Raw genomic sequence first — 23,786 nt, forward strand, 5'->3', positions numbered from 1 at the left:
ACCTATCGGAGTATCTAATCCAGCCGCCGGCGCACAGCGCGGGAGGAAAGTCCGGGCTCTACAGGGCAGGATGCAGGAGAAATTCCTGCGGGTGCGAACCCAGGGAAAGTGCCGCAGAAAAGCAAACCGCCGCTGATATCAGCGGTAAGGGTGAAAAGGCGGGGTAAGAGCCCACCGGCCGTCAGGGGAACCTGCGGGCCTGGCAAACCCCATCCGGAGCAAGGTCGAATAGGGAAGGTTGAGGCGGCCCGCTGACTTCCGGGTACGACCGCTCATTCCCGTATGCAAGTACGGGGTTAGATAAATGGCTGGAGGGAGCGTAAGCTCTTTACAAAACCCGGCTTATTGGGTGCTCTTTATGACGCCGCACAGCTCTTTTGAGCGTGCGGCGTCATTATTTTTTTATCCTGTTAAGTAATATTGCTTAAATAAATAAGGAAACGCCGCATTTCTTGTATGCATACTTTTAGATAGTATTTGTTGAAAACAGACCAAAAAAGTAGTTAAAATCCGCATGGCAACTGACCTTTTTCAACAATAGTTCTATAGACCCTATTTTGGTCATCACTTTGGATTCCTTTGCGTTGCGAAATCAACTTTGAGAGTATAAGGTGTTGCATAGTGGGATAAAGTGGTAGAAAGTGGGTGAATTGTCGATGCTAGTGGGGAGTTATAACCACAAATTGGACAGCAAGGGCAGAACGGTTCTTCCGGCGAAGTTTCGCGGAGAGCTGGGTTCGTCCGTTGTCGCTACTATCGGCATCGACCGCTGTATCGCTCTTTACCCCGTACCGCGCTGGGAAGAGCTGCTTCTTAAACTCAAAGACCTCTCTTCTTTTAAAAAGAAGACGCGTGATTTTCGCCGCGTGCTGCTTTCGATGGCTACGGAGCAGGAGATAGACGGCGCGGGCAGGATACTGATACCGCAGATACTTCGCGATTACGCGGGGGCGGAGACGGAGATCACGCTGATCGGCGCCGAGGATCACATGGAGATATGGGATACGGCGAAGTGGGAAGAGCACCGCAGAGAGGTGCTTTCGGATTTCAGCGAACTGGCTGAGGACTTAGAGGAGATATGAAAGAACATCTGTCGGTAATGCTGGACGAGGTGCTTGCGGCCGTTGAATCGCCGGATTCGGTAGAGACCGTCATTGACGCGACGCTCGGTCTTGCCGGCCACAGTATTGAAATATTGAAGAAATGCCCGCGGGCTTTTCTTTATGGCTTCGACCAGGATGCCGAGGCCCGCGAGATCGCCCTGGAGCGGCTATCTCCTTTCGCGCCGCGTTTTGAGATTGTCGCGGATAATTTTAGAAACATCGGCTTGTTGAAAGAAAAAGAGGGTTTCTCGGGCGCGGATGTCATCCTGTTCGACCTTGGAGTCTCAAACCTGCAGATAACGGAGCCTGAGCGCGGCTTCTCTTTCCAGTATGACGGCCCGCTCGATATGAGGATGGACGCCGGCGACGAGGAATCTTGTCATCCAAAGGCTGAGGAGATACTGCGTACCGCCGACATCAGGGAGCTGACGGAGATCTTCCGCGACTATGGCGAGGAACGCTATGCCTTTCAGATCGCCAAGGGCATCGTACGCCACCGCGAGCATGGCGGCGAGCTTCACAGCACGACGGAGCTTGTGGAGCTTATCAGGAGGATACTTCCGGCGCCGGTCCAGCGCAAGATGGGCGGACATCCGGCGAGAAAGATCTTTCAGGCTTTGCGGATAGCAGTAAACGACGAGATAAACGCTCTCAGCGAGGCGTTGGACGGCGCGGCCGAGCTGCTGAATCCGGGCGGAAAGGCGATCGTCATCTCCTATCATTCGCTGGAGGACCGGATGGTGAAGCACCGCTTCCGTAAATGGAAGGAAGATGAGCTCGGAGAGCCGGTCCCGCGAAAGGCCATTCTGCCGACAGAGGAAGAGATCGAAAGAAATTATAAGTCACGCAGCGCAAAACTGAGGATCTTTCAGAGATACGAAGAAGACGATGAGAAAGAGGGGGATGAAATATAATGCGTTACAAGGAGCACAAGCATGAAAGCGAGACAAAGCATTCGTCGCTTTTAGTGATAAGTTTTCTTTGCGTTTTCCTCTGCGCGGCGGCGCTGGGGACGCTTAGACTTTATGGCCTTTATCTGGAACACCGCATCTCGGAGACTGCAAGCAGAATAGAGCTCAGCAAGGAGGAAAACCTCGTTCTCTCCCGCCGCTACGCGCAGCTTCTTTCTCCCGCCAGGGTCTATAATTACGCTCGCTGCAGCCTCGGCATGAACAACGCCGAGAATATAAAGGTGATCAAGCTTGACGAACGGTCTGTAAGGCTGGCGCAGGTGAAGGAAGAGGCTGTGGAAAAGGGCGGGTTTATCGAAAACCTGAATCCCTTCGTAAAGCAGGCTCATGCCAAGAATTAGAAGAGAGCCGGCCGATGAGCGGCGCAGCTCAAAATCGGTGTGGCTGGCGGCCTATATAGTCCTGGCCGTGCTGGCAATAGGGACGGCCAAGGTACAGCTCTGGCCGGACCGCCGCATTGTGCTGCAATCCCAAAAACAATACTGGGCGAATGTCGCGGTGAGCGCGTCGCGCGGTAAAATAGAGGACCGCAGGGGGGTGCCGCTCGCCATATCGGTACCCTCCACAAGTTTTTTTATCGACCCTAAATACTGGGACCCCGCGAGCGCCGACGTGCTGAAAGGCACATTCGGAGCGGCGGCGGCTAAAAAATTTTCCCGCGAACTGCCCGGACGCTTTCACTGGGTGGGGCGCAGCCTGCCGAAAGAGCGGGCGGATAAGCTTGCGGATATGAAGGTCCCCGGCCTCTATACATTATCCGAAAAAAGACGGATATACCCGCATGAATCACTGGCTTTTCATGTGCTGGGCTTTTGCGATATAGATGAATACGGTCAGGCGGGAGTTGAGCTGGCGTGGAACCATATACTATATTCGCCGCCCAGGACCCGCTTCCTGGCCCGCGATTCAAAGGGCAACGCGATGGATATTATGAGCGGCCGGTCTGGAGTGGTGAAGGATACGGCCGGCTCGATAAAGCTGACGATAGATTCCAGAGTACAGCAGATCATGGAGTGGCGGCTCAGCGAAGGGGCGAAGGCCGTAGACGCGGCCTGGGCCTCGGGCGTATGCGTCGACCCATATACCGGCGAGATAGTCGCGCTTGCCAGCTATCCCACCTTAAATCCCAACAACAGGAAGAATCTCGCAAACACGAATGCCGTGCGCAATAACGCCGTGGGGCGTGTCTTTGAACCGGGATCGATCTTCAAGCCGATCACGATGTCGATCGCGCTGGAAACCGGCAGCGCCGGCAGAAACAGCAGCTACACCTGCCACGGCACGATGAAGCTGTTCGACCGCACGATGAGCGACGTCAACAAAAGGGCTCACGGGAAGCAGGACCTGACGCATGTCCTGATGAATTCGTGTAATATCGGCATGTCTTTAATGTCCATGGGGGTGCCGAAATACCAGGCTTATGGTATGCTGAAACAGTTTGGCTTCGGCGACAAGACCGAGGTGGAAATCGCCGGGGAAGAATCCGGACTGATAAAGCAGCCGGAAGAGTGGCTGGGAACCGTTCCCGCAAACATCTTTATCGGTCAGGGCATCGCCGTAACGCCGCTGCAGATCGTCATGGCTATTTCGAGCCTCGCAAACGGCGGCACTCTGCTTAAACCGTATGTGATCGACGAAGTGCGCGACAGCCTTGGCAAAGTGATACATAAGGGTACGCGCCGCGTCCGCTATCAGGTCGTATCCAGGCAGACCTCGGATTTTATCAGAGAGGCGATGCGGCGAGTCGTCGCCGAGGGCGGCGGGAAGCTTGCCAAGTCTGATAAGGTGTCGATCGCCGGAAAGACCGGCACCGCGCAGATCGCAGCTTCCGGGCAGTATGCTAAGGGACAGTATGTGGCCTCTTTCGTCGGTTTCTGGCCCGCCGAGAAGCCTCAATATGTGATGCTCATCAGCATCGGCGAGCCTAAAGGCGCACGTTATTACGGAGGCCAGATCGCGGCTCCAGTCTTTAAATCGATAGTGGAAGATATAGTTCAGATCGCTCCCGGAAAGATCTAGGGAGAAGGCCGTAAAAACGGCTCTTTGGTATTGAGTGTCTAATTGGAGAAGGGGTGCTGGTTATGAATTTGTGCAAGCTCATTTTGACGTTGGAGAAGGGCCCGATAGAGTATAGGATACATATCCCGGAGGGATGCGCCGCGGACGAGATAGAACTGAAAGGCATGGTCTGTGACAGCCGCAAGGCCGGCCCGGGCGTGATCTTTGCGGCGACGAAGGGCGGCCATAAGGACGCCCATGACTTCATTCCCTCTGCGGTGGAGGCCGGGGCGCCGGTGGTGCTCTGCGAGCGTGAGGCAGACGTTCCTGTACCGCAGATAATCTGCCGCAACGTGCGCTCGGCGATGGGAGAGGTGGCCTCCCTGCTTCATGACGAACCCGCGAGGAAGATGACGATGATCGCCCTTACCGGTACGAACGGCAAGACTACCTCCACCTTTATGACCCAGGCGATCTTGAATCGCGCGGGTATAAAAACGGGATTGATGGGCACCGTCCTCTACGACGACGGAGAAAAAATAGAAGAGGCCGAGCATACGACCCCCGAGGGCTGCGACATTCAGAACATGCTTGCCCGCATGGTTGAAAACGGCTGCAAGGCCTGCGTGATGGAGGCCTCGTCGCACGCGATCGTGCAGGGGCGCATAGACGGCCTTCGTTACGACCGCGCCGGTTTCACAAACCTCACGCTCGATCACCTTGACTTCCATAAAGATATGGAGCATTACTTCCTCGCGAAGAAAACGCTTTTTGACGGTTACATGAGAAACAACTGGCAGGCTTCGGTAAATATCGACGACCCTTACGGACGCCGCCTTTACGAGGCGCTCGGCAAAAGAGCACTTTCATATAGTATGCTTAACGAGGAGGCCGATTTCTTCGCTGCGGTGAAGAACGTAACGGTCGAAGGGTTGGATATAGAGGTAAAAACCCCTGAATCTCCTGAAAAGAAATCTATAAAACTGCCCATATTGGGGGCATACAACGTAATGAACGCATTGCAGGCGCTTTCGCTGGCCTGGTCGATAGGTGTCTCCGCGCAGTCGGCGCTTGATGCGCTGGGGCAGATGCCGCAGGTGCCGGGACGCCTCGAACGCTATCGTCTGGATAACGGGGCCTCGTGTGTGATAGATTTCGCGCACAGCTCCGACGGGCTGGAGAAGGTCCTCGGCGCGGTGCGTCCGATCTGCAAAAGGAAACTCTACGTCGTCTTCGGCGCGGGCGGGGACCGCGACACCTCAAAGCGTCCAGTGATGGGCGAGATCGCCTCGCGTCTGGGGGATTTTGTCGTTATCACCTCGGACAACCCGCGCAGCGAGGACCCCGCCGCGATCATGGCCGCGATAGAGCCGGGAGTCAAGGAACACGACACCCCGTACGCGGCGATCGTCGACCGGCGTCAGGCCATCTATTACGGGCTTGACCAGGCGGGAGCTGACGATGTCGTTGTGATCGCCGGACGCGGTCCCGAGACCCATCAGATATTGAAGGACGGGCCGATACCGCTCGTCGACAAGGAGATCATGGAGGACTGGTGCCGCATCAACCGCAGGGAGATTCTGTAGCGTCATTCTCCGCGCTCCCGCGGGCCGTGCGGACCGGATATGTGGAAAGGTGGGATTACATAGATGGCGATACTTTTAAGCGGGCTGCTTTCGGAGCTCGCGAAAAATTCGATAAAATTTGAGACGTTCCTTCCCGACGGATGTGATCCCGCTTCGATAGAACTCGGCGGCATGGTCTGCGACAGCCGCAAGGCGGGGCCCGGCGTAATGTTTGCCGCGACGAAAGGCGATCACAGCGACGCGCATGAATTTACGGCCCAAGCCGTATCGGCGGGAGCTCCGGCGCTGCTGTGCGAACGCCGGTGCGCTGCCGCCGTTCCGCAGATAATCATCCCCGACGTCAGGTCCGGGATGGGCGAGGTCGCCTCCGTGATACACGGATATCCGTCGAAAAAGATGACGATGTTCGCGGTGACCGGTACCAATGGAAAGACGACCTCGGCCTTTCTGACGCGGGCGATCCTGGCTTCCGCGGGCGTGAAGGCGGGACTTGCCGGGACCGTGATCAATGACGACGGCGAAAAAAAGGAAGAGGCCGAGCATACGACCTCCGAAGGGGCGGATCTGCAGGGCCTGCTGGCGAGAATGGTCGAAAACGTATGCGGCGCCTGCGTGATGGAGGCCTCTTCTCATTCGATCGCCCAGGGGCGTATCAGCGGCATTTCTTTCGACAGGATCGGATTTACAAACCTGACCCCAGAGCACCTTGAGTACCACACGGATATGGAAAATTATTTTTCCGCGAAGAGGGCTTTATTCGGTAAATATATGAAAGACGACGGCATCGCCGCGATAAATATCGATGACGAGTATGGAATGAGGCTCCGGCGTGAGTTGGGCAAAAGGGCCGTCTCGTACAGTATGCGGATGGAAGAGGCCGATTTTTTCGCCAGAGTGCTGAGCGTCTCCGAAGAGGGGCTCGCAATAGAGGTGAAAGCTCCGGGCTTGTCCGGTAATAAAGGCATAAAGCTGCCAGCCCTTGGAGGCTATAACGTTATGAACGCGCTGCAGGCGCTCTCCCTTGCCTGCGCAGCCGGTGTCCCGGCCGCGGCCGCGATCGAGTCCCTTGAGGCGATGCCGCAGGTCCCCGGGAGGCTTGAACGCTATCGGCTCGATAACGGCGTGACCTGCGTCATAGATTTCGCCCACACGTCAGACGGCCTTGAAAAGGCGCTGGGCGCGGTGAGGCAGGTCTGCGGCGGGAGGCTTTACGTCGTTTTCGGCCTTGGCGGAGAGCGCGACATATCCAGACGTCCGATAGTTGGGGAGACGGCGTCGAGGCTCGGCGACTATGTGGTGGTGACTTCGGACAATCCAAGGGGCGAAGATCCGGAAGCGATCATCGCGGGTATAGAGCCCGGGGTGAAGAGGCACGCCACGCCCTATAAGCTTATAACGGACAGGAGAGAGGCCATCTGCCTGGCGCTCGACATGGCGTCGGCCGGCGACATCGTCGTGATCGCGGGACGCGGTCCGGAAACGCGTCAGGTATTCAAAGATTTCTCTATACCGCTTGTCGACAGAGAAATAATGGAGGACTGGTGCCGGATGAGAGGAAGGAGAGTTCTATGATGCCGCTATTCACAGTTTCAGAGGGAGCGCGCCTGTGCGGAGGCAGCTATTACGGGCCGGACGTCAGAATTTCCCGCGGCTGGAAGTGCGACAGCCGCGACGTGGCTCCCGGCGACGCCTTCGTCGCGATAAAGGGCGCCGTTACGGACGGGCACCTCTATCTCCATCAGGCGATAGAGCGCGGCGCCAAGCTTTTGCTTGTCGACGCCGCGGAGCTGGAACGCCTCAATGTCCGCGGCGCCGAATATTCAGGCGTCAGCTTCATCGCCGTGGATGATACGCAGAGGGCGCTTGCCGTGCTGGCGGAGGAGTACCTGCGGCGTGTTTCGCCGAAGGTGGCCGCGATCACCGGCAGCGTGGGCAAGACTACGACGCGGGAGCTGACGGCGGCGGCCCTGAAAAAGAAATCCCGCGTGCACAGCGCGGTAAGGAGCTTCAACACGCTGATCGGATGCAGCCTCACGATACTGGCTATGGCCGAGGATACGGAGGTGCTCGTCCTGGAGCTCGGCACCAGCCATTTTGGCGAGATCGCCGAGATGGTCAGCCATTTCCCGCCTGAGATCGCCGTCATTACGGAGGTCGCCCCCTGTCATTTGGAGGGCTTCGGCAGCCTTGAGGGCGTTCTGCGGGCCAAGCTCGAAATATGTAAAAGCCCCCGGCTTACGGCTGTAGTCTTCAATAATGACAATGAGCTCTTAAATGGTTATATGTCTTATAATTTGGATAACATTAAAAAAATCTCCGTCGGGACCAAAGAGGGCTCCGCTTTCAGGATCAAGGAGGCAAAAGTCAGGCTCGATGAAAACGGTCCCAGGACCACGGCGCTGCTCAGCCGCGAGGGAAGGGATATCGTCCTTTCCTGTTCGCTCTTCGGCATGCAGCACGCCCATAACATGGGCTATGCCGTCGCCGTCGCCTCATATCTCGGTCTTACGGAGCCGGAGGCGGCCGAGGGCATCGCGGAGCTGGCTCCGATTTCGGGACGCGGCCTTTGTAAGCGCAGCTCGCCCCGCGGCTGGGTGATAGACGAAGCCTACAACGCGAACCCGGCATCGATGAGCGCCGCTATCGGCAACACCCGCGCGGCCGCCGAAAGCCTCGGCGTCAGGAAGCTGGCCATCCTCGCGGGGATGCGGGAGCTGGGGGAGGGCGCTCCGGCGTGGCACCGCGGAATAATAGAAGAGGTAAGGGATTTCGACGGCGTCATGCTGCTCGGCGAAGAGTGGCGCGCGTGCGCTCCGCTGCCGGCGGGGATGACGCTGTTTTCCTCGTTGGAAGAGCTGATCTCCAAAATCGATTACGGCGACCTTGATAATAAGATGATCCTCGTCAAGGGCTCGAACTCTTATGGCCTGAAGAAGGTCGTGGGCGCGCTGACGGAGGCCTGAGATGTTCATTGAATTCACAGCCATCCTATTCTTTGCCTTTGCCCTGGAGATATTCCTCCAGGGCAGGTGGATCAGCGTCATGCACAGCCTGAAGATCGAACAGGTGACGAAGTTGTACGGCCCTTCATGGCACGAAAAGACGAAGATGGGGACGCCGACGATGGGCGGCATCGTCTTCATCCCCGTGCTGCTGCTCGCCGTTCCCCTGATAGTGATGATGGACGCCGAATTTTCCCCGCTTTACGCGGCGCAGGTCGTCTCCTATCCGGTGCTTGCGGCGGCGGTCGGCTTCGTAGACGACTGGCTCAAATACAGCCGCCATTCAAGCGACGGCCTCAAGAGCCTGCAGAAGCTTGCGCTGCAGGTCGCCGTCACCCTGCCGTGGGCGCTGTGGGTCTCGCAGCCGCCGTTCTTCATCTTCCCCGGCCTTGAAGTCTCGCATATTTCCTATGTCGCGCTGGTGACCTTTATCGGCGTCGGCCTTCAGAACGCGGTGAACGTAACGGACGGCCTCGACGGCCTGGCCGCTGGCTGCGCCCTGATCTCTTTTATGTGCGCGCTCTCTTTCATCGACGGAGGGCCTACCATGATGCTCGTCATCGCCGCGGCCTGCGGCATCTGCCTCGGCTTTCTCTGGCACAACACAAACCCCGCCTCGGTATTTATGGGCGACGTCGGCGCGCACTTTCTCGCGGGGCTGCTGCTCTCCATCTGCCTCAATTCCGGCGTCGTCATATTCGTGGTCCCGCTGGGCTTCTTCTTTGGGGTGGAGATATTGTCGGTCACGATCCAGATCATCGCGATCAGGTGCTTTCACCGCAAGGTCTTCAAGATGAGCCCGATACATCATCATTTTGAGATGTCCGGCTGGAAAGAGACGCAGATAGTAACGCGTTTCTGGGTGATGCATATTATTGGCATCTGTGTTTTGATGAGCCTCTTATTTTATTTTGCACTTCGGAATTTTTGAGTTATGATAATAGCTTAGATTTTTAATAGTTGGAAGGCTGTTGGTGATGATGACGGAAAACATGCAGTTAGCTGGAAGACGGATATCGGTGGTTGGAGCGGGCGTCAGCGGACGCGCGCTTGCCGAGCTCGCGGCCGGGCTCGGCGCGGAGGTATTCGTCTCTGATGTAAAAGAGCCGGACGCCGCGGTAACCAAGGCATTTGCGAAGAAGTGGATAAAATGGGAGGGCGGAGGCAATACGGAACGCGTGCTTGAGGCGGACGAGATATTGGTCAGCTCGGGCGTATCGCCGAAAGCCCCGATACTTGAGGCGGCCGCCGCTAAGGGCATTACGGTGACGGGCGAACTTGATTTCGTCTCGCCCTATCTTTCCGGGATCGTGATAGGCGTCACCGGGAGCAACGGCAAGACGACCACCACCTCAATGATAGGTTACTACCTTGAGCGGCTCGGCTATTCCGTAATGACTGGCGGCAATATCGGCAACGCCGTCGCCCGCGCGGCGGGAAAAGAGTACGACTTTATCGTTCTTGAACTCTCCAGCTTCCAGCTCTGCTGGGCGAAGAAATTTATCTGCGACCTCGCCGTGGTGACGAACCTCGCCCCCGATCATATCGACTGGCACGGCTCCTATGAAAATTACGTCGCGGCAAAGGCCAATCTCGTCAATTGCCTCGCGCCTGGCGGGGCCGTGATATACCAGGAGCGTGACGAAGAGGCGCTGAATATAGCGGCCAGAGAGGAGATCGTGAGATATCCGCTCCGCTGGGGCGAAGATGATCCGCACAAGAGGGGGCTCTACCTTGACGACGGGGTGCGCGCCTCCTGGATAAACGGCGGCGGCTGCCGCATGAAGCGCCGCCTTTTCTTCTTCGACGACGTGAAGCTGCTGGGCAGGCATAACCTCGAAAATACGGCGATGGCTCTGGGGGTGCTCGCGCTTTTCAATATGCCGGAGCTTTCTCCCGAACTTATCGCATCATACGTGCCGCCTAAGCACCGCTGTGCCTTTGCGGGAAAAACGCGCGGCGTGACATTCGTCGACGACTCCAAAGGAACCAACGTGGCGGCGACCGTTACCGCGATGACATCTTTGCCCGGCGCGAAGGTCATCATCCTTGGCGGCCAGGGCAAGGGAGAGGATTACGCTCCGTTGGCCGAGGCGGTCAGGGAGAATACGCGCGCGGCGGTGCTGCTCGGTTCCGAAAAAGAGAAGATAGCCGCGGCCCTTTCCGCGGCCGGGGTTTCCGGCTGCCGGCTCGTCAACGACATGGAGGAGGCCGTCAAAACGGCATACAGCCTTGCCTCCGAGGGAGACACGGTCCTTTTGTCGCCGGCCTGTACCAGCTGGGATATGTATCCGAGCTACAACGTCCGCGGAGACCATTTCTGCGCGATCGTAAAAGAGATAATAAAGTCAGAGGAATAAGAATATGGAACCGAGGCTCGATGGCTTGCCGGACAACAGATACAAGGCAAATCCATTTATATGGGTGATCCCGCTGATACTCAGCGGGATCGGCATCCTGATGATCACCTCCACCACGAGCCCGACCTCGTTCCTCTATACCGGCACCCCCTTCCAGATGGGGATAAAGCAGCTTCAGTGGCTGGGGATCGCGATGCTGGGGATGTTCTTCGTCTATTCGGTGCCGGTGCGGATATGGTACCGCTTTTCCGGCCCTCTGCTTATCTTTATGTGGCTGCTGGCGTGGCTGCCGCTCGTGCCGGGAGTTGGGGAGGCCATCGGCGGCGCGCGGAGGTGGATACGGCTGCCGGGGCTCGGCGTCTCGCTGCAGCCGGGAGAGCTTCTCTGCCTCGCCGTCGCGCTGCACCTCGCGAAGCTGCTCTCACGCGACGCGGAGCGTGATCCGCTCAAGAGTTTTGTACACACGATCATCCTCGTCGTACTCGCGGTGCTGCCTCTACTCGCGCAGCCCGACCTTGGCACGACGATCTTGATATTCACCGTCTCGATGGGCATGTATGTCGAAAAGATCGGCTGGCGTTATCCGGTGATCGCGGGCGGCGTTCTCGGCGGCGTGATATTCCCGCTGCTTATACTGATCGAGCCATACCGGATGAGGCGCGTCACGGCCTTCCTTGACCCCTGGCAGGACCCGCTGAACAAGGGCTTTCAGGCCATACAGGGGCTGATCGCCTTCGCCAACGGCGGACTGTGGGGCTCCGGGCTTGGTCACGGCTTTCAGAAACTCAACTATCTGCCCGCCGCCTATACCGACTTTATCTACGCGGCGGTGGGCGAGGAGCTCGGCCTTGTCGGCACCCTCTGCATACTCGGGCTGTTTGCGTTTTGGCTCATGCAGACCCGCGCGAGCTACTTCCGCACCGGCGACCCGTTTAAATCGTCGCTGATCTGGGGGATTTCGCTGACGGTGCTCCTGCCCCTCGTGATAAATGTCGCGGGAGTCACGAAGATGATACCGCTGACGGGAATGCCGCTGCCTTTCATCAGCTACGGAGGCACCTCGCTCGTCACCATGTGGTCGCGCGTCGGCCTCATGCTGCGCCTGGAAAAGGACAGTTGGCTGGAGGATGATGAAAATGACGGAATATAAGGAGCGCAGGCTTCTGCTGGCGGCGGGAGGCACCGGCGGCCACATCTGGCCGGCGCTCTCCTTCGGCGCATGGATAAAAGAGCACCACCCAGAGTGCGAGGTCGGATATATATGCGGTTCACGGCCTCTCGAACTGGAAATATACCGCGCCGCCGGCGTCGAGCCGACGGTGCTGCCGATGGAGGGCTCTCCGCTTTCCGGCGGTATCGTGCGGAGCGGCAGGCGTATCGCCTCGCTCTTCTCCGCGTACCGCGCGGCCTCCGACGCCATCGCGCGTTTTCGCCCCGACGCGGCGCTGCTTTTTGGCGGATACCTCTCCTTTCCCGTGATAATGGCCTGCAAGAGAGGCGGGATATACTGCGCGATGCACGAACAGAACGCGCGCGCCGGCAAGGTGACGCGGCTCGCCGCGAAGCTGGGGCTTGACATCTACAGCGGCTGGAAGGAATGTCTGCCGCTCCTCCCGCATAAACATCTGCGGACGGGAGTGCCCGTGAGGGATTTTGTGCCGCTCCCTCAAAAAGAGGCCTGGCGTAAACTGCCGCTTGCGGCAGGCGCATCCGTATGCTTGCCCCCTAAGGAAATTTTAGATGCCCGCGCGGAGCGCGTACAGGGGGCGGCGCTGGCTGAGGACATGCCGGCGGGACCGAAGGTCGTGGTCTTTTCGGGTTCGCTGGGCAGCCAGTCCATAAAGGAAAAAATCTGTGAGATCGCGGCAACGGCTGAGTTTCGCGGGTGGAACTTCATCATTCCGGCGGTCGCCGAAAAGACGGAGCGCTGCGGCGGCAACGTCTGGCTGCTTCCTAAGATATGGGACGCCTCGCTGCTTTACGCGGCGGCGGATATGCTGGTGCTGCGCGGCGGCGGCTCGACCCTGACGGAGGCGGGAGTGCTTGGGATTCCGGCGCTCATCATACCGTGGAAGGGAGCGACCGATAACCACCAGTACCACAACGCGCTCTCATTTGTCAGCGAAAACGCCGGCCTTATATGGACCGGCGACGAGGGAACGGATATCCTCGTCTCGTCCCTGCTGCGTCTGAGGACGATGGGCGGAAAAGGCAGAGGCCGCGGCCTCTACGGACAGGGGAACATAATCTGCGAGAACCTGTGGAGCGCAGTATGGAGCCGTTGACGGCCCATTATTTTCTACCTTTTGAAGGGAGCGTATGATCACGTTGGACAACAGGGACATCAACCTAAAAAATAAAAGCATCCACCTCATGGGGATAGGAGGGGCCGGCATGAGCGGCCTGGCCATCCTTTTGGATCAGATAGGCGCTAAGGTCTCGGGATGCGACACGATAAAGACCGCCTATATGAAACATCTTGAAGAACGTAACATTCCTATTATTATAGGACATGAAGCGAAGCACATCGATGAGTTCATGCCGAACATCCTCGTCTACTCAAGCGCGCTGCCGAACGACCACCCGGAGATCCTCAAGGCGTGGCAGCAGGGAATACAGGTTTCGCGCCGCGCCGAGGTGCTGAGCCAGATATTCAACGTCCGCCGCGGAGTCGGGGTGGCCGGTACACATGGCAAGACCACCACCTCCTCGATGATATCGCTCGTTGCGGAAAAGGCCGGGCTTGACCCGACCGTGGCGATCGGCGGCGAACTGCTCCAGATCGGCACCAACGCGAAGCTCGGCACAAGCGACTATATGGTGGCAGAACTCGACGAGAGCGACCGTTCGTTCGTCTATTTTCATCCCGAGATCGCCATTGTCACAAACGTTGACTGGGACCACCGTGATCATTACATGACGTTCAAAGCCGTAACCGACGCCTTTGCCGAATTTCTCACGCATGCCAAGAGCGAAGGCAGGGTAATCATCTGCATGGAGGACGGCGGCGTGCGCAAACTCTGTGAAGAGTACAATGTCTCTCCCTCCGTCGTCACCTACGGCTGGGGGCGCGGCTGGAACTGGGGCGCGGCGGAGGTAAAGCATTTCGTCGGGGGCGGGGTCTCCTACACCCTCTTCCACGACGGTGAAGAGCTCGGAGCGGTGGAACTCTCAGTCTCCGGGGAGCACAACGTGCTGAACTCGCTCGCGGCGTATGCCGCCTGCCACGAGATGGGCATCGCGCATGACGACATCGTAAAGGGGCTGAAAATATTCAGCGGCGCGAAACGCAGGCTGCAAAAGACGGGCGAAGTGGGGGACATCCTCATCTACGACGATTACGGCCACCATCCCAACGAAATATCGGCGACGCTGAACACCGTGCGCAATATATTCCCCGAGCGGCGCATCGTCGCCATCTTCCAGCCGCACCGTTTCAGCCGCACCGCCGCCCTTTATAAAGAGTTTGCGGATGCGTTGTCTCTTGCGGACAGGGCATTCATACTGCCCATATACGGTTCCGATGAAATGCCGATGGAGGGCGTCTCCTCCAAACTGATCTTTGACGCCGCCTCCGACGACATGCGCTCGCACTATGAGCTCTCGGGCAACTTTGACGACCTCATCACCTCGGTGTGCAAAGCCGCCCGCTCGGGAGACGTCATTCTGACCGTCGGCGCCGGCTCGGTGGGGACTCTTGGCAAGAAGATCGTTGAAAAATTGACAGAGATGCAGGCGTAGATGGAAAAAGGGGCGCTGATCACCAACTGCTCTTTAAAAGAGCTCAACACCTGGCAGTGCGGAGGCCGCTGCCTTTGGCTCGCCGCGCCCGCCTCGGCCTCCGAAGCGGTTTCGTTGATAGAAGAGGCCCGCGGCTCGTCTACCCGGCTATACACGCTGGGCGGAGGGTCTAACATCCTTGTGCAGGACGGCCTGCTGAACGCCGGGGTGATCTCGTCCGCGGCGCTGGATTCGCTGGATATCCGCGAAGACGGCGGGGCCGTGTCTGTCGAAGCCGGCGCCGGAGTCCAGGTGCGAAAGATGCTTGCCCTGGCTTTGGAAAGAGGGCTGGGCGGGCTCGCCTTCCTTACCGGCATACCGGGCACGATCGGCGGCGCTCTATACGGTAACGCGGGGGCGGCGGGCGAGAGCTTCGCCCCTCTTGTCGAGTGGATAGAGACGGTGTCGCACGCCGGGGAGCTGCGCCGCTGGCAGAGAGGGGATTTGTCCTGGCAATACAGGGAATCGCCTTGGAGAGAGCCGCCTCTTCTCATAACGAAGGCGTTGTTCCGTCTATTTTATGAGCAGAAAGATAACATTATAAAAAATATAAGACATTTTGCCGAACTGAAGAAAGGACAGCCCATCGGCGCCAAGACTGCTGGCTGCGTCTTTAAGAACCCGCCGGGCGAAGCAGCCGGGCGTCTGCTGGAGCAATGCGGCTGTAAAGAACTCTCCGTAGGAGGAGCGCGGGTATCTCAGCGTCACGCAAATTTTATTGAAAATCACGGATGCGCGCGCGCGGAAGATATATATAATTTGACCCGTATGTGTCAAAAAAGAGTCTATGAGGAGTTTGGAATAAAACTGGCCTATGAAATTAAATTCTTTGGGGCGTTTTAGGCGTCGAAAAAGATTAAGAAAAATATTGCTGGTCCTGTGCGCGTTGTTTATCGGATTTCTGATCGCGGCCGAGAGCCGTTTTGCCTTTATGCGCATCGGCGACATCCGGCTCGAACCGGCCCACGTCCTGCCGCAGTACGCGGTATGGGGCACTCTCACGCCGGATCAGGAACGTTTCTGGCCCGCTTTATGGCTTGCGAAGGGCGATTACGAGAGGCTCATCGAGGCTTTTTATCCGGTGGCCGTCGACTTGGATCTGCGCGGCTGGGGCCGCTTCGGCCTTACCGTGACGCCGCTGGTCCCGATTTATAAGGTGTATTGGGGAAGCAAATTCTGGTACCTTTCGGGGAGCGGCAAACTATGGCTTTCCTCGCTGCCTGAGAATAAGATACTTGCGGAGCACACGGCGGAAAACATGCCCGTGCTGACCTGGGGCGCGGACAGGGCCACGCCGATAGACATCTCCAAGGTCGAGGGCAATATATACGAGTCGAGCTTTCCCATCCCGCTGATAAAGAGTTGGTACAGGATGGCGGAGGAGCTCGGCTGGATCAAATATGTGAAGTTTCTCCAGGCTGAGGTAAAAGAGGGCACCCCGGTGGTAAGGGTGATATTTTACACGGCGGGAAATGAAAACGGCGCGCAGCTTCTGCTGCCGAACGAGGCCGATAAATGGGCGGAGACCGGACTGGCGGTCAAAAAACTCTATGGCGGCATCTCCAACCTGCCGCCCGACGTGTTTATAGACGGCACTTACAAAGGAAAGATCCTGATCCGCAATCTCAAACATGAGAAAAACGACGATGCGAATAAGGCGGCGGGGGAGGCGAAGGGAAAAGCAAAAAGCGGGAAACCATAAATACGTATTTGTCTGAAATAATCTCTTTATCGTATATATTTGTAGAGAAAGAATTATAATGTAAAATATAGGGAGAGTAAATCCCTAAGAAGAGGGGGCAATTGTTTTGTTTAAAAAGGCATCAAATTACCCGCAGAGCCGCGAGCCTGATCTGCTAGTCGGCCTTGACTTGGGGACAAGCAAGGTGACGGTGGTGGTGGCCGAGCGCGAGGCCGAGGGCGACGAGGCTCAGGTGATCGGGGTGGGGCAGGCCCCGTCCAACGGGATACGCAAAGGTCTTATCGTAAACCTCGACCAGGCGGTAAGATCTGTACGCCAGGCGGTAAGCGACGCCCAGAATATGGTCGGGCAGGACCTCAGCGAAGTGACGGTCGCCTTTGGCGGCGGCGAGGTCACGAGCATCCGTTCAAAGGGAATGGTCTCCCTGGGACGCACGCCGCGCCCCGTTATGCGCCTCGATATAGAACGCGTCATCGACGCCGCCCAGGCCGATGTCGTTGTGCCTACGAACCAGAGTATCCTTCATACGATACCTGTCGAATATTCGCTGGACGGCAATATCGGCATCGACGACCCCCTCGGTATGAATGCCATGCGTCTTGATATTGAGGTACAATCGATAATCGTTCCGACCGCGACCATTCAGAACGTATATAACTGCGTGAATAAGGCCGGGCTCAAAGTGAACAGCCTGGTTATAAAGCCGCTCGTATCGGCCCTCGGCGTGCTCTCGCCAGAGGACGCCCTCGCCGGCGCGGTCGTCGTCGATATTGGCGGCGGCACCACCGGAGTTGCGGTATTCGCCGACGGCAGGCCGAAGCACCTGGCGCTGCTGCCGGTAGGCGGAGACCATATCACGAACGACCTCGGCAGCGTGCTGCGGCTGCCGCTCAACAAGGCGGAAGAGCTCAAGCGCTCCGTCTCGCTGAAGGCGGATTTCGACGCCGAGGAGACCCTCAATTTTACCCACCTCACCCGTGAGTACAGCATCTCGAAGGAGGACCTTTACGATATCGTCCGCTGCCGCTTTGAAGAGCTGACGGACGACCTCGTCAAACCGGAGATAAAGGCGGCGAAGATAACCATGCTTCCCGGCGGCCTGCTTCTCACCGGCGGAGTCTCCAAGACCGAGGGGATAGACGATTTCATCATCGAGAAGATGGACCTTCCGGCGCGCGTGGCGATGCCGGTGGACGCGAACCGTATGCCTCCCGGGCGCAATACCCAGGAATATTCCTCGGCGGCCGGCATCATAAAATATATCCTTGAGCGCGAACGCGATCCTTTCCGCTACCTTGACAACCCGACGGTCGGCAAGACGGAGCAGCTCAAGGGGACGCCGACCTACGCGCCGCTGTCGGAGGGCATACCGATCGGGCAGAAAGATAAGGACGCTCCAGGTTTCAATCCCGTGGACGCCGTGAAGAAACTCTTCGGAGATCTTTTTTGAGAGCGTATGGAGGAATAAAAAGTTATGGGTGCCATGTCAGAAATTTTCCAGCTTGACAAATCGAACTTCCCGGCTAGGGAGGTCATAAAGGTAGTAGGAGTGGGCGGCGCGGGCAACAACGCGCTGAACCACATAATCCGCGGCGGCGTCAGCGGCGTTGAGTTCATCGCGGCGAACACGGACATCGCCCACCTCGAGCTTTCGGAGGCCAGCTGCCGCATAATACTCGGCAAAGAGCTGACGAAGGGCCTCGGAGCCGGTTCCGATCCAGAGATCGGCAACAAGTCGGCGATGGAGTCGCGCGAGGAGCTGCGCGCCGTGGTCGAGGGTGCGGATATGGTATTCGTCGCCGCCGGGATGGGCGGCGGCACAGGCACAGGGGCGGCTCCGGTCATCGCCGGGATCGCCAAAGAGGCGGGAGCGCTCGTGGTGGCGGTCGTTACGCTGCCCTTCACCTTTGAGGGGCGCAGGAGGATAAGGCAGGCGAATTCCGGCATCGTGCAGCTGCGCGACAAGGTCGACGCGCTGATCATCATTCCGAACGACAGGCTGCTCGGCGTCACCGACAAAAAGACCTCCGTAAACGATGCCTTCAGAATGGCAGACGGCGTGCTGCATCAGGCGGTACAGGGCGTGACGGACCTTATCAAGCGCCCCGGCCTCGTCAATGTAGACTTCGCCGACGTTAAAACCATCATGTCGAACGCCGGCACCGCGATAATGGGGATCGGCGAGGGCTACGGAGAAAAGCGCGCGGCGACGGCGGCCTTCAACGCCATCAACAGCCCGCTGATGGACAGCAAGATGAGCGGCGCGAAGGGGATACTGTTTAATATCACCGGCGGCGCAAGCGTCGGCATCCACGAGATCAACGAGGCGATAAGCATTATCACCGAGGCCGCCGACGAGGACGCCTTCATAATATGGGGCCACGTATTCGACCCCGAGATGGAGGACTCCATCCAGATCACGGTCATCGCCACCGGTTTTGACGATAACGATAAACAGGAATCCGGCGTTCCTAAGACCGCCGCCTTCTCCGCGCCCGAACCGGCGCCGGTACGCGCCGCGGCGCAGAGCGTCAGAACGAATTCTACCGGCGTGACGACCAAAGGGCTGGATATCGCCGCCGTAAAAAACCTCAACAGCTATACGGCGGCCAAGAGCGCGCCGGTGCATCAGCCCGAGCCTGTTCAGACAGAACAGCCGGCAGAACAGAAACCTAAACGTCATGAACAGGTGATAAAAACTGCCCCGAATGTAACAGTCACGGACGAGGACCTCTTCAAGCAGAGCGGGGCTCCCGTGGACCAGTACGACATTCCGGCCTATCTCAGAAAGAGGCGGCAATCCTGAAAAAAGAGAGCCGCACCCCTCCTCGTCGGCCCGCGAAGATAACGGCGTGGCAGAGCTGGGAAGACTACAGAAGAGACGAAGAGTGGATCACGGAGCTGCCCAAGGGAGGAGATTTGCCTTGGGCTCTCTTTTATCCCGCGGATTACGCGATCGGCTCCGCCAACCTCGGCTTTCATTATGTGTTTCAGCGGCTGCGCGAGTCGGGTGTGGCGGCGGAGCGCTTCTTCGCCGCTCCGGTGCCCTACCGTTCGGTCGACGCGGACACGATGCTCGAACGTTTTTCCGTCATTACCGCGAGCGTCGCCTATGAGGGCGACATCCCCGCCTTTTACCGCTGGCTCTCGGGAGCCAACATCCCGCTGCTGGCGGAAGACAGGATCGCGGGCTCTTTCCCTGTGATCGGGATGGGCGGCGCGCTCTCCTATATCAACCCTCTCACCGTCTCCGGCGTGTGCGACTTTATAATCCTCGGCGACGGCATGGAGGTCATGGATCATGTCATTGAATCGCTGCGGGCCTACGAGGGCGGCTGCGGACGGAACGAACTCTGGCGCCGGCTTTCGGAAAACCCATGCATCCTGGTGCCGCCTGTCGACATCAAAGAGGGCAAATTGGTCCGAGACCTAAAGATCGGCCGGTTGCTCGACCTCAACGGCCCCTATCCCGTGCACAGCGCCTGGATGACCGAAAGGGGGGCTTTCGGCCGGACGCTGCTGCTGGAGCTGCAGCGCGGCTGCGCGCGCTCCTGCAGCTATTGCACCCTGCCGCAGTGTTTTGGCAAGATGCGCTGGCGGAAGTTCGAGGTGATCGAGGAGGCGCTCGAAAAGATCACCGCTCGTTTCGACGTGCCGCAGGCCGGGCTTGTGACGCCGGAGGCGGGGGACTATCCCTTTCTTCCGCAGCTGGTAGACAGGCTGATAGAAAAAAAAATAGGGGTGTCATTTGCCTCCCTGCGCCTTGACCGTCTCAGCGAACAGATGATCACGGCGCTTGCGGGCAGCGGCAGACACAGCATAACGGTCGCCCCCGAGACGGGCGGCGAGGCGCTGCGCTTTGGCTGCGGCAAAAAATTCACCGACGACCTGATACTGGAAAAGCTTGCGATGGCTAAAAATTTGGGAATAGACCGCGTCAAGCTGTACTTCATGATCGGGCTGCCGGGCGAGAGCGACGAGGACGTCGCGGCGATGACCGGCCTATGCCGCCGCATAATCGCGGAGACGGGACAGTCCCTGACGCTTTCGATCAATCCATTTATCCCCAAGCCGGGGACTCCCTGGAAGGATGAAATTTTCTGCGGAAAGCACACAATCAGGCAAAAGTATGAGAAAATAAAAAAAGATATGAGAACTATTGTAAAAAAGACGCCCCAACTGAGGCTTACGGGAATAAAAGAGGCCGAGACGGAGTTCAATCTTGCGTGGTACGGCTATAATGAAAGCCGTAAACTCGCGGAATATATTGAATCCGGCATAACTAAACTGCCCGAATCGGACAGAGAAAGGACTCGGACGGAACTCGGACGTTTTATGTAGCATGGGAGGAGGAGGCTGAATGGTGATTTCCCGCAAGACGCGCGCGCGCGACTACAAAGAGAAAAAACCGATCACGGCATTCGGGCAGGTGATACTGCCCCTGACGCTGATCATGGCGCTCGCGCTGCTCTATTTCAGCGTAAAACTGCTTTTCTTTGCCCCCGACAAGTTTGCGATGGAACAGTTCACGCACGGCGTTTCCAAGGATGAATTCCTGACCCTGCCGGGCGACAGGCAGCCGCCCGCTGACGAAGGCCTTATCGACGACGGCGGCCTGGAGGACGAAGCAACGATCACTCCCAAAAAGAAGGAACAGCCCAGGAAAACGGCCCCTCCCGCGGCGGCGGTAAAGAAGCCGGCGCAGCCGGTAAAGCCCAAGAGAGAGGACCCTACTAAGAGGAACGATCCGAAACCGGTCCAAATCAAACCGGCGACAAAGGCGATAAAACAGGAGAATGAGGCGAGATGGGACATCCAGATCGGCGGCTTCTCCGCGAAAGAGGGGGCCGAACTCACCGTCAAACAGGCGAAGGCGGCCGGCTGCTCCGCATATATCGTGGATTCCGTACTCAACGGCAAGCCCTTCTATAAGGTGAGGGTGAGAGGTGAAAAAGATAAAAAATCTTCAGCGGAGCTCTCAAAACGCCTTGAAAAGGCAGGGTTCCCCGTCTATCTGGTGGAAGTAAAACGTTAAACATGGAAGGTCGCTGATCATATGGCGGGTTTTGTAAAAGAGGTGACGTCGAGGAGGAGCGCGCTGGAAGATATATCGAAGCGCCTTCTTTTTCCGTGGGAATATCCCGTCCGGGAGCTTCAGCTTGGAGAGGCGGTCGGGAAAAGAAGCGCCTGCGAAATAATAAACGACATGCCCTATCCTCCCTTCTGCCGAAGCCTGCGCGACGGCTACGCCGTCAGGCATGGCGACGCCGCGGGCGCGACGCCGGGGACGCCGCTCTTTCTGACGAAGAGGGGCGAGGTGCTTATGGGGCAGGATCCCGACTTCGGGATATCCTCCTCGGAGGCCGCTTTGATACCGACGGGCGGCATCCTGCCCGAGGGCGCGGACGCCGTCGTGATGCTTGAGGATACCGAGCTTGCAGGCGGATGGATAGAGGTGCGGCGCGGCGTGCAGGCCGGCGAGAACATCATATTTAAAGGCGAGGAGATCCCGCAGGGGGAGAGGTTGCTCGCGGCCGGCGGAATGGTGGATTTTCAGACCATCGGCATGCTGGCGACCGCCGGCGTCTCGCGCCTCCCCGTGATCGGCCTGAAAATATCGATCCTTTCCACCGGCGACGAGATCGTCCCTGTGGAGATGAAGGAACTGCCGCCGGGCTGTCTTCGTGACGTCAACGGCTGGAATCTCAAGGCGCTGCTTTCCCGTTACGGTTTTGAGGCTGAATACCGCGGCATCGCCAACGACGACGGAGCCGAATTTGAGCGGCGCTTTCATGAGGAGCTGGCGGGCTGCGACCTGCTCATCCTCAGCGGCGGCTCCTCGGTCGGCGTGCGCGACCATTGCTCGGAGATGCTGGCTTCGCTGCCGGAGCCGGGGCTGCTCGTGCGCGGTTTGAACATCGTCCCGGGAAAGCCGACTCTGATCGCGGCGGACGCGGCGGCGAAAAAACTGGTCGTCAGCCTTCCGGGCCACCCGCTCTCCTGCCTGACCGTCGCTTTTACCGTGCTGCTGCCGCTGCTGCTGCGCCGCATCGGCTCGGAGAACGCCGTGTGCGGCACGCGGACGCGGCTGCCGCTTTCGCGCGACCTTGCGGCCCGCACGGGACCGGAAGAATTCGTCCCCTGCGTTCTTGGCGCGGACGGGAGCGTCGCGCCGGTCGCCGCCAAATCCGGCTACATTTCAGTATTGGCAAAAGCCTCCGGCCTCATCTGCGTGCCGGAGGACCGTGAAACTATCAGAGCGGGCGAAGATGCGGAGGTCTGGCTATGGCAGTAAAATTCCCTGAACATATAACGCTCGGCGAGGCTTGGGAGATACTATCCTCGGCTTTTGAGGGCTATTCGGAAAGGTTCGGCACAAGGCTTGAAATATCGGCGGCGCTCGGACATGTGCTGACGGAGGACATCACCGCCGCCCGCAACGTCCCGCACTACGCCGCCTCTGCTGTGGACGGCTACGCGCTGCGCGCGTCCGCGACGGCGGGGGCCACCGCAGCCACCCCGGCGCGGCTGCCGGAGGGCGGCTGGCAGTGGATGAACACCGGCGCGGCGCTGCCTGACTGGGCCGACGCGGTGCTGATGGTGGAGGATTCGTCGCTAGAGGAGGGCGAACTTATCGTCTATAAAGCCCTCACGCCCTCCGCGAACGTGCGCCCCCTTGGCGAAGACGTCATGGCGGGACAGATAATCGCGCGGGAGGGAGAGCCTGTCACGCCGGCGCTGATCTCTCTCTTCCTCTGCGCCGGCATCGACGAGGTGCCGGTAAAGAGAAGGGCGAAGAGCCTCTTCATCCCTACGGGAGACGAGATAATCTCACGCGAGGAATGGCTCGCGCAGGAAAGCCAGCGTTCCGGCACGGTGGCGGAGAGCAATTCGCTCTTCATCGCCGCCTCATTTCGGAGGTGGGGCTTTGAAGTAGACGTCGCGCCGATACTTCCCGACGTGCCGCAGATACTTAAAGAATATGTTGAAAAAGGCGCGGCGGAATACGATCTCGTGCTTGTCGGCGCGGGTTCGGCGAAGGGAAGGCGCGACCACACGATAGAGGTATTCAAGGAGCTCGGCGAGGTCCTCTTCCGCGGCGTGCGCATGAAACCGGGGCGTCCGGCGATGGCCGCGAAGATATCGGGCAAGCCGGTGATCTGCCTGCCCGGCTTCCCGATGTCGACGGCTGTGGCCCTCTGGTCGCTCGTTTATCCTCTGCTCAGGCAGTTTGCCGGAGAGCGCGGCCCTCTGTTGGAGCTGGCGCGCGAAGCCATCGGCGTG

General features: G+C 58.5%; 19 protein-coding genes, 1 other RNA gene and 1 pseudogene. All 21 read left to right on the top strand.

The window, feature by feature from the left end; genetic code table 11:
- The first annotated feature begins 7 nt into the window (after positions 1-7).
- An RNA gene (gene rnpB / locus CLOEV_RS16320) (RNase P RNA component class A) lies at positions 8-360 on the top strand.
- A gap of 296 nt (positions 361-656) precedes the next feature.
- Positions 657-1,082 (top strand): division/cell wall cluster transcriptional repressor MraZ, encoded by a 426-nt coding sequence (gene mraZ, locus CLOEV_RS06870; RefSeq protein WP_008711551.1) that lies wholly within the window; start codon positions 657-659, stop codon positions 1,080-1,082.
- Complete coding sequence (gene rsmH / locus CLOEV_RS06875) at positions 1,079-2,017, top strand: 16S rRNA (cytosine(1402)-N(4))-methyltransferase RsmH (RefSeq protein ID WP_008711553.1); 939 nt, start codon at positions 1,079-1,081, stop codon at positions 2,015-2,017. The genes mraZ and rsmH overlap by 4 nt, the downstream gene beginning before the upstream one ends.
- Complete coding sequence (locus CLOEV_RS06880; RefSeq protein WP_008711555.1) at positions 2,017-2,415, top strand: hypothetical protein; 399 nt, start codon at positions 2,017-2,019, stop codon at positions 2,413-2,415. Before rsmH ends, CLOEV_RS06880 begins: the two co-directional genes overlap by 1 nt.
- Complete coding sequence (locus CLOEV_RS06885) at positions 2,402-4,093, top strand: peptidoglycan D,D-transpeptidase FtsI family protein (RefSeq protein WP_034442704.1); 1,692 nt, start codon at positions 2,402-2,404, stop codon at positions 4,091-4,093. Before CLOEV_RS06880 ends, CLOEV_RS06885 begins: the two co-directional genes overlap by 14 nt.
- Positions 4,094-4,155: 62 nt before the next feature.
- On the top strand, positions 4,156-5,658 hold the full coding sequence (locus CLOEV_RS06890; protein WP_034442707.1) for a UDP-N-acetylmuramoyl-L-alanyl-D-glutamate--2,6-diaminopimelate ligase: 1,503 nt from the start codon (positions 4,156-4,158) through the stop codon (positions 5,656-5,658).
- 63 nt (positions 5,659-5,721) lie between these two features.
- A complete protein-coding gene (locus CLOEV_RS06895; RefSeq protein WP_051484940.1) occupies positions 5,722-7,230 on the top strand; it encodes a UDP-N-acetylmuramoyl-L-alanyl-D-glutamate--2,6-diaminopimelate ligase in 1,509 nt (502 codons plus the stop codon).
- Positions 7,227-8,621: a UDP-N-acetylmuramoyl-tripeptide--D-alanyl-D-alanine ligase gene (locus tag CLOEV_RS06900; protein WP_084482215.1), complete on the top strand. Its 1,395-nt coding sequence runs from the start codon at positions 7,227-7,229 to the stop codon at positions 8,619-8,621. Before CLOEV_RS06895 ends, CLOEV_RS06900 begins: the two co-directional genes overlap by 4 nt.
- A 1-nt stretch (position 8,622) precedes the next feature.
- Positions 8,623-9,591 (top strand): phospho-N-acetylmuramoyl-pentapeptide-transferase, encoded by a 969-nt coding sequence (gene mraY / locus CLOEV_RS06905; RefSeq protein WP_008711562.1) that lies wholly within the window; start codon positions 8,623-8,625, stop codon positions 9,589-9,591.
- A gap of 46 nt (positions 9,592-9,637) precedes the next feature.
- Positions 9,638-11,020 (top strand): UDP-N-acetylmuramoyl-L-alanine--D-glutamate ligase, encoded by a 1,383-nt coding sequence (gene murD, locus CLOEV_RS06910; protein WP_245591115.1) that lies wholly within the window; start codon positions 9,638-9,640, stop codon positions 11,018-11,020.
- Positions 11,021-11,024: 4 nt separating this feature from the next.
- Positions 11,025-12,170, top strand: coding sequence for an FtsW/RodA/SpoVE family cell cycle protein (locus CLOEV_RS06915; protein ID WP_034442713.1), 1,146 nt, complete (start codon positions 11,025-11,027; stop codon positions 12,168-12,170).
- The gene (locus tag CLOEV_RS06920; RefSeq protein WP_008711565.1) at positions 12,157-13,305 is read left to right on the top strand and encodes a UDP-N-acetylglucosamine--N-acetylmuramyl-(pentapeptide) pyrophosphoryl-undecaprenol N-acetylglucosamine transferase; all 1,149 of its coding nucleotides are present in this window, start codon (positions 12,157-12,159) and stop codon (positions 13,303-13,305) included. Before CLOEV_RS06915 ends, CLOEV_RS06920 begins: the two co-directional genes overlap by 14 nt.
- 34 nt (positions 13,306-13,339) lie before the next feature.
- A complete protein-coding gene (gene murC, locus CLOEV_RS06925) occupies positions 13,340-14,761 on the top strand; it encodes a UDP-N-acetylmuramate--L-alanine ligase (RefSeq protein WP_034442716.1) in 1,422 nt (473 codons plus the stop codon).
- On the top strand, positions 14,762-15,643 hold the full coding sequence (gene murB / locus CLOEV_RS06930; protein WP_008711570.1) for a UDP-N-acetylmuramate dehydrogenase: 882 nt from the start codon (positions 14,762-14,764) through the stop codon (positions 15,641-15,643). It abuts the gene before it with no gap.
- A gap of 43 nt (positions 15,644-15,686) precedes the next feature.
- On the top strand, positions 15,687-16,502 hold the full coding sequence (locus tag CLOEV_RS06935) for a hypothetical protein (RefSeq protein ID WP_034442719.1): 816 nt from the start codon (positions 15,687-15,689) through the stop codon (positions 16,500-16,502).
- A gap of 106 nt (positions 16,503-16,608) precedes the next feature.
- Entirely contained in the window at positions 16,609-17,952 is a 1,344-nt protein-coding gene (ftsA, locus tag CLOEV_RS06940; RefSeq protein WP_008711575.1) for a cell division protein FtsA, read from the top strand.
- 24 nt (positions 17,953-17,976) lie between these two features.
- Complete coding sequence (gene ftsZ / locus CLOEV_RS06945) at positions 17,977-19,308, top strand: cell division protein FtsZ (RefSeq protein WP_008711577.1); 1,332 nt, start codon at positions 17,977-17,979, stop codon at positions 19,306-19,308.
- Positions 19,309-19,421: 113 nt separating this feature from the next.
- Entirely contained in the window at positions 19,422-20,843 is a 1,422-nt protein-coding gene (locus tag CLOEV_RS06950) for a B12-binding domain-containing radical SAM protein (RefSeq protein ID WP_051484941.1), read from the top strand.
- A gap of 19 nt (positions 20,844-20,862) precedes the next feature.
- Positions 20,863-21,537 carry an SPOR domain-containing protein gene (locus CLOEV_RS06955; protein ID WP_034442728.1) on the top strand — a complete coding sequence of 225 codons (675 nt, stop codon included), beginning with the start codon at positions 20,863-20,865 and terminating at the stop codon, positions 21,535-21,537.
- Positions 21,538-21,558: 21 nt separating this feature from the next.
- The gene (locus CLOEV_RS06960) at positions 21,559-22,797 is read left to right on the top strand and encodes a molybdopterin molybdotransferase MoeA (RefSeq protein WP_008711583.1); all 1,239 of its coding nucleotides are present in this window, start codon (positions 21,559-21,561) and stop codon (positions 22,795-22,797) included.
- Positions 22,788-23,717 (top strand): annotated as a pseudogene (locus CLOEV_RS17520) (molybdopterin molybdotransferase MoeA); the annotation flags it as partial. The gene CLOEV_RS06960 and the pseudogene CLOEV_RS17520, both read left to right, overlap by 10 nt.
- Positions 23,718-23,786 lie beyond the last annotated feature (69 nt).

The organism is Cloacibacillus evryensis DSM 19522 (assembly GCF_000585335.1).
Taxonomy (GTDB): domain Bacteria; phylum Synergistota; class Synergistia; order Synergistales; family Synergistaceae; genus Cloacibacillus; species Cloacibacillus evryensis.